The sequence below is a fragment of the Williamwhitmania sp. genome, assembly GCA_035529935.1.
In the GTDB taxonomy this organism is placed as follows: domain Bacteria; phylum Bacteroidota; class Bacteroidia; order Bacteroidales; family Williamwhitmaniaceae; genus Williamwhitmania.
The window spans coordinates 1-7,024 of the sequence record DATKVT010000180.1; the positions used below are offsets into that span (position 1 = coordinate 1).

General features: G+C 43.4%; 8 protein-coding genes. 2 read left to right on the forward strand and 6 right to left on the reverse strand.

The features are described 5' to 3' along the window. On the forward strand, nucleotides 1-419 hold a 419-nt coding region (locus tag VMW01_13845), incomplete at its 5' end, for a hypothetical protein (GenBank protein ID HUW07328.1). On the opposite strand, the gene VMW01_13850 is transcribed toward VMW01_13845, so the two are convergent. Genes VMW01_13850 through VMW01_13865 form a run of 4 tightly spaced genes read right to left on the reverse strand, consistent with a single transcriptional unit; the run spans nucleotide 409 to nucleotide 2,241 of the window. Further along, complete coding sequence (locus VMW01_13850; protein ID HUW07329.1) at nucleotides 409-723, reverse strand: hypothetical protein; 315 nt, start codon at nucleotides 721-723, stop codon at nucleotides 409-411. The genes VMW01_13845 and VMW01_13850 overlap by 11 nt on opposite strands. Nucleotides 724-743: 20 nt before the next feature. Next, a complete protein-coding gene (gene thiS, locus VMW01_13855; GenBank protein HUW07330.1) occupies nucleotides 744-950 on the reverse strand; it encodes a sulfur carrier protein ThiS in 207 nt (68 codons plus the stop codon). Next, nucleotides 931-1,539: a sulfur carrier protein ThiS adenylyltransferase ThiF gene (gene thiF / locus VMW01_13860; protein ID HUW07331.1), complete on the reverse strand. Its 609-nt coding sequence runs from the start codon at nucleotides 1,537-1,539 to the stop codon at nucleotides 931-933. Before thiF ends, thiS begins: the two co-directional genes overlap by 20 nt. A gap of 3 nt (nucleotides 1,540-1,542) precedes the next feature. Next, nucleotides 1,543-2,241, reverse strand: a complete 699-nt coding sequence (locus VMW01_13865; protein ID HUW07332.1) for a DUF364 domain-containing protein — start codon at nucleotides 2,239-2,241, stop codon at nucleotides 1,543-1,545. 306 nt (nucleotides 2,242-2,547) lie between these two features. Here VMW01_13865 and VMW01_13870 point away from each other — a divergent pair, with 306 nt between their 5' ends. Next, nucleotides 2,548-4,701, forward strand: coding sequence for an aldehyde ferredoxin oxidoreductase C-terminal domain-containing protein (locus tag VMW01_13870; GenBank protein ID HUW07333.1), 2,154 nt, complete (start codon nucleotides 2,548-2,550; stop codon nucleotides 4,699-4,701). A gap of 61 nt (nucleotides 4,702-4,762) precedes the next feature. Here VMW01_13870 and VMW01_13875 read toward each other — a convergent pair whose 3' ends face one another. Next, nucleotides 4,763-5,773: a hypothetical protein gene (locus VMW01_13875; protein ID HUW07334.1), complete on the reverse strand. Its 1,011-nt coding sequence runs from the start codon at nucleotides 5,771-5,773 to the stop codon at nucleotides 4,763-4,765. A 160-nt stretch (nucleotides 5,774-5,933) separates the two neighbouring features. Next, nucleotides 5,934-7,024, reverse strand: a 1,091-nt coding sequence (locus VMW01_13880) for an aldehyde dehydrogenase family protein (GenBank protein HUW07335.1), incomplete at its 5' end; no start/stop codon positions are given.

A 7,024-nucleotide genomic window follows, 5' to 3' on the forward strand; every position in this document is an offset into this window, starting at 1 on the left:
CTCAGTTTGAAACATATTCCTTGGACTCCTTTGAAATACTCGGTAGCCTGTTTGGCATGGTTGAACAGCTTTACCATGAAAAGGAGATCGCTCAACTGGAGAAACTCCTGCATCCAGCATTGCAGGAATACCTTCGTAGCATTGCCTGGGTTGATGCAGTTGAGGAGGTAAGGGCCAATTCCTCTAAGGTGGAGAACTTTGTAAAGCGATTCTATTTGTGGTTCAACGCATTTAGGGTGCTTAAATTTCTAAACTTTTCCCACACGGGTTGGTTTGAGAAAAAACCGATAGCGGAAGAGGCCGCAAAGTTGCTGACGCAAATGGGCCATCCTGTGGTTGGAGACGATGCTGTTAAAGTGCTTGAGGAATATCGAAAGCTTGATAGGAAGGTGTGGGATAATTCGAACTCTATTCAATAATAAAAATATCCTCATTTGATTTTTTCATGAGGTATTGTTCACGAGCGAATTTTTCCAGATTGTTGCTGTTAGTTCTAAGTTCCTTTATTTTTTCTCTGTCACTGGCAATTTTCTCTTCGTAATACTCTTTTTCCTTATTGCGCGAATGGATTTTGGACATTTCGCCAAAAAGGTCAATGAGGTTATTCTTATCAAAAAAGGTGAGCCAAAGAAGAAAAATCATCCCAGTAAGGAAAAATTTATTCTTCAGCAAGTTAGGGGCTTTATGCGCCTTTATCCAATTAATGATGTTTTCCCAGTTCATGGGGTAAAGTTATAAAAAAATCAACCTCCGCTAATCAAATGAATAACCTTTACATCGTCGTTGGCATGTACATTGGTTGTGGCGTAGTTGTCTCTTTTTACCACAGTGCCATTTATTTTTATGATCAGCATCTTGAATGTAAAGTTTTTTATAATCAGCAATTCCTGAATGGTGACACTCTCCTTGCCATCGATTTCTTCGGGTCGGTTATTTAGGGTTATCTTCATTGTTGAATTTTTTCAGCAACAGTTCAAGAACAGTGTTGGCTTCCATGCAGGCAACAATTCCTACCCTTGGTCCAAGTGGCGGGTTCGTCACCGAAACTTCTGCAGTTCCATCTCCACAAATATATAAATTGTCGAAGCATTCTACTCGGAGGCTGTTGGAGTTGCCCCAGCCAGCCATTCCCGAACCTGCAACAATTGGCTTATCAGGAAATAGCATAGAGACCTGCTCAATGAGCATCTGCTTCATTTCTGCGCTATCGAAGGCCTCCACTATTACATCGCATTCTGCAAAAAGATGACCAATGTTCTCGCTACACACCATTGCCTGATATGTCGTAACCTGAATTTCAGGATTTGCTCGATGAATATTCACTTTTAACGCTTGTACCTTGGGTTGTCCTATTTGGTCGATAAAGTAGTATTGCCGGTTGAGGTTTCCAGGCGTTACCAGATCGAAATCAACGATGATTAGGCGACCAACACCAGTTCTAGCCAGAGCCATTGCGCAGTTGCTTCCCAACCCTCCGGCTCCGGCAATGCCAACGGTTTTGTTCTTCAAAAAGTCTGCTAGGGTTTCAAATGTAGGCATACGCTAGAGTGTTGGTTGAAAATAAACTTTTTTCAGATAGGGGCGAAACTGTTTTGTTCCACCTCCGTTGCTAACAATTTCGAAGAGTTTATTTTTATCTGTTACTATCGAGCCAAATAAGATATTCGCGCCAGTAATTCTTATTAGTTGCGGACATAAAGGGGTAGATGGCCCTAGCATCATAATTTTGGTAATGTCTCCTTTTGCGGTAACAATTTTTGAGAGAGTTTGGTTTGCTAACGACGTTGACGATACAATTACCACATCGGCATGGTGAATGGCTTCATACTCCGATTCAAGGGGAGCGATGCTCGGTGATTGCTTGTTCAAATCAAAAATAGTGAGAGGTATATTCGCCCTGTGAAACTTTGCCGCCAGCGATTCAAAGAAACCTACCATGACGATGTTGGGATACGCTTTGAAATTAATCTGATCAAAAATGTCTTTTTCCGCAGGGTAGCTGTTTTGGTTGTTTACATAAGCGTTTATCCAAGCGTTCACGGCAACCCTTTGATGGTAATGACCAAAATGTGGGTTCATTAACTCGCTTATTTCAACAGTTTTATGCTCTCCTAAGTTGGCGGCTAAGCCCACATTACCTAAACTGTTTTCAACCGCAAAGTATTTTGCACCACAAACAATTCTACTTGGTGGTGGAAGTTCAGCTTTGTAGTAATCGTATATATCTTTTAGAATATCCATCAATAGGTAAAATAATCTATGCGTAAAGTCGGCAAAGTGCTGATTTTTGCCCTGATTAACTTAGTAATTACTGTGTAACAAGCTGTAAAACAATTGCAATCAATGTTGTAATGCCCGTTTATTTAAATCGAAGTTAATACTATTTCTACAAATTGATCTCTGAAATCGTGTCTCCCTTGTAACTGCTTGGATATGCAATAAATTGCCAGTTGACAATAGTCATTGTATTATGTCGACCACTTGCCGTATTTTTAGATTTTGAAAAATGTGTCTCAATTTGCTCGATAAACTAAAAATACCAACTATATGAACATAGCCGAAATGAAGGCCCAGCATAAGTTGCTCGCCAGTTGGAAGTATGATTGGAAGCCCTTGCACAGGGGTTACACCGACAAAACTTTATACATTAACCTTTCCAAGAATGAGGTCAAGGAAAAGGCTGTTCCTGCTCAAATGAAAGAGAAATTTATTGGGGGTAAGGGATACGATCTTCGTCTGCTGTGGGATGCAACCAAGCCGGAAACAAAGTGGAACGATCCTGAAAACGAGATCGTCATCTCTTCTGGTCCCATTGGCGGTATTACGCAGTACTCCGGAACAGGTAAGTCCATTGTGGTTTCCATATCACCTCAAACCGACATTGTAATTGATAGCAATGTGGGTGGATTCTTTGGCCCATTCCTGAAATTTTCAGGGTTTGATGCAATCGAACTTCAGGGAAAAGCACAGCGTGACGTGATTATTTACATCGATGGTGTCGATCATAAGGTGGAGATTTACGATGCACCTGCTGAGCCCATCGATAGCCATGTGCTGGGTGAAGTGCTGAGCGATATGTTTGCCAAAGATGACTCAGAAAAGAAGAATATAGGAATTGTTTCCACAGGGGTTGCCGCCGACCATTCCCTTATGGGTATGCTCAACTTCACCTTCTACGACAACAAGCGTAAGTGCATTCGCCTTAAACAAGCTGGTCGTGGTGGTATCGGAACCGTTTTCAGAAATAAGCACATAAAGGCAATTGTTTGTAAGATTCCAGGAGTGAAGGGTAACCTCAATAATGTTGTTGATTTGGAGGCTATTTCTGAACGTGGCCGTCGATTCAATAAGGAGATGCGTGATCTTGACGACAAGCAGTGCGAGATGCGAGCTAAAGGAACCGCTCACCTTGTTGAGATAATGAACGATTACGATTTACTACCAACCCATAACTTTCAGTATGGTTCCCACACCGAATCTCCCAAAATTAATTCTACGGTTTGGAAGAGCTACTTTACGCAAGGAGTGCCAGATGGTTGCTGGATTGGTTGCAACATGGCCTGCGCAAAGGGCGTAGATAAGTTTCGACTAAAAACTGGACCCTATGCTGGACAGGAGGTTATTGTAGATGGCCCTGAATATGAGACAGCTGCCGGACTTGGTTCCAACTGTGGAATTTTTGACCCAGAATATGTTATTGAGGTTAACTTCTATTGCGATACCTACGGAATTTGCACCATTTCATGGGGAACCACCATGGCCTTTTTGATGGAGTGCTACCAGCGTGGTATACTAAATAAGGAGCGTACTGGTGGTATTGAGCTTACCTGGGGAAATACAGCTGCCGCTTATGAAGTTATTCATCAATTGGCACGTAACGAAGGTTTTGGTAAGTTGGCGGGGATGGGTATTCGTAAGCTGAAAAAATACTTTGTGGAGCATTTTGGCGCTGACGAAAAGTTGTTGAACGACATTGGAATGGAGAATAAGGGTCTTGAATACAGCCAGTATGTGTCCAAAGAGTCGTTGGCACAACAGGGTGGTTATGCAATGACCAACAAGGGGCCTCAGCACGATGAGGCTTGGCTTATTTTCATGGATATGGTGAATAACCAAATTCCAACATTTGAGGCTAAAGCAGAGGCGCTACATTACTTCCCAATGTTCCGTACTTGGTTTGGGTTGCAAGGTTTATGTAAGCTACCATGGAACGATGTGGAACAAGAGAATAATCATACAACTAAGGAGCCAGCAAAAGTTCCAGAGCACGTTGAAAACTACATCACCATTTTCAATGCTGTTACCGGAGGCAACATCGACAATAAGGAGCTGATTCGTCAGAGCGAGCGAGTGTATAACTTCCAGCGAATCTTCAATATTCGCCGTGGATATGGCCTGCGTAAACATGATGCACAGCCATATCGTGCTGCTGGACCAGTTTCGAAGGAGGAGTATGAAAGCCGCGCCGAGCGATACGACAAGCAGCTGAAGGAGGCGCTAAACCTTGATCCTGAGAAGATGTCGCTGGACGAAAAGATTCATGCCATGCGTAAATATCGGGAAGACAGGTACGAAAAGTTGCTTGACGCTGTTTACCTGCGCAGGGGTTGGACCAGCAACGGCGTTCCTAAAATTGAGCATTTAAAGAATTTGGGAATGGACTTGCCCGAACTGATAGCGGTTGTAAAACCCCTACAGTAGATATTTACCTTTTAACTTAAAGGAGTGGCCACACTGTTGGCCGCTCCTTATTGTTTTAATATTACCATCCTGCAAAAATGCGCACTAGAAATCCATGGTGCCAGTAGAAAAGGCTAGGGTCGAACCCTAGGTCGGTGCTCGTTACAGCTGCGCCGCTAAAGTTAGCTACCATTGCGCCTCCAAAGTCGTACCCAGCAGCCGCTATAATGATGCCTTTGCCCATGCGGTGGGAGTATTTAATTCCAGCAGAGAGGTTATATTCTACTAGGGCTGAGAAGAGTGAAGATGTAACAGCTGTTCTTCCTGGATTTACCAGTTCTGCTCTTTCCACTGCCTCTTTTGTCATGTAGCACATTCCTAATCCTATCTTGTCTTGTGTTGCAGCAAATGCACCAAATCCACCTCTGAAGGAACCTGGATTCATTGCTTCACTGGTTATCAAGTCAAAACCAAACATAAAAGAGTAGGCCTTAATGGTGTAGAGCGAATCGAAAACGGCATTCCCATATTTCTGATTTTCTTTACCTCCACTGGTAATTAAGGTGTTTACCTGTATGGGGAGTTTGAGCGATGTGTATCCAATACCGTAATACTGTATACCCGATTTTTCCTTTTTCGGAAGGAGTAGGAGGTCGATGTTGGTATATCTGTTATTGAACGGGAACTCTGTTATTGCACCATCGATAGGCGTTCCAGTCCAGGTTGCCGTTCCCTTCATAAGACCAGTTTGAATTCGAAGCATAATTCGCTTAATGCCGATGTAACCTGCGAATCGATAAGCTTTACCTACGAGATTGTTTTCAAACTCGGCGTTTACCCCTAGCTTTAATGGAAATTTCTTTATGCTGTAGTTTGCCTCATAGGTGGTTAATGCTGTAGCCGAAAATTTGTATTTCAGCCACTGCTCTTGGCCAATAATACTGCTTACTCCCCAATTGTTCGAGGGAACGTAGGAGATACCTACCATGCGCAAGAGTTTCTGAGAATCTGCGTTGTTGGAGCTTGTGTCTTGCGCTACAGCAAAATTGAGATACAGGGATAGGACGGTGAATAGTGCAATTGCTTTTTTCATAGCGGAAAATTATTGTCTACGAAAATTACAACAAGGTTGGACAGTAACCGTAGTTTTTGTCATTTTTTTTTGAAATAACTGTTGGTTATTCTTTTGAAAATAATAAAAAAGCCCGACAGGTTATTATCCTATCGGGCTTTTAACAAGTGTTCTCCTGTTTTTATATATCAAACTTTATACCCTGGGCAAGGTGCGCAGTTGTTCCGTAGTTAATGTTGTTGGTTTGGCGACGCATATATACTTTCCATGCATCGGAGCCAGACTCTCTGCCACCTCCTGTTTCCTTTTCGCCACCAAATGCCCCGCCAATCTCAGCACCGGAGGTTCCGGTGTTCACATTGGCAATACCACAATCGGAACCAGATTCAGATAGGAATTTCTCCGATTCTATTAGGTTCTGGGTATATATGGCCGATGATAATCCTTGTGGTACGCCATTATTAAGCGCAATAGCCTCCTCAATGGTATCGTACTTTATTAGGTAGAGGATTGGTGCAAAGGTCTCTTCCTGAACAATATGAAAGTTGTTCTTTGCCTCTACAATTGCTGGAACCACGTAGTTGCCACTTTCGAATCCTTTACCCTGCAGCACCTCACCACCAAAGACAACCTTGCCGCCTTCTTGCTTTGCCTCCTCAATGGCGTTGGTGAAAGCCATCACCGAATGTTTGTCGATGAGTGGACCAACGAGCGTTTCTGGTTCTAGCGGGTCACCAATTCTTTTGGCAACTTGGGTGTAGGCGTTTACTAGCCTTTTCTTTACATCCTCGTATATGCTGCTGTGCACAATTGCTCTGCGGGTAGATGTGCAGCGCTGCCCAGCAGTGCCCACTGCTCCAAACACAATGGATGGGATGGCTTGTTTTAGGTCGGCAGTTGGGGTTACGATGGCAGCATTGTTTCCGCCAAGTTCAAGAATGGTTTTGCCGAGCCTTTTGCCAACAATTTCGGCCGTTCTTTTTCCTACTGAAGTAGACCCAGTTATGGAGATAAGAGGTATTCGCTTATCTGCCAAAAAGTTGTCGCCCATCACAGAACTCTTGGCAATAACCAAGTTGAAAACTCCTTCTGGAACATCGTTCTGGAGAAGAACCTCCTTAATGGTATTTTGAACGGCAATGGCAGTAAGCGGCGTTTTGGAACTTGGCTTCCAAATGACTACGTCGCCAGCAATGGCTGCGAGCATGCTGTTCCAAGCCCAAACGGCAATTGGGAAGTTGAAGGAGGTCACCAATCCCAAAATTCCGAGTG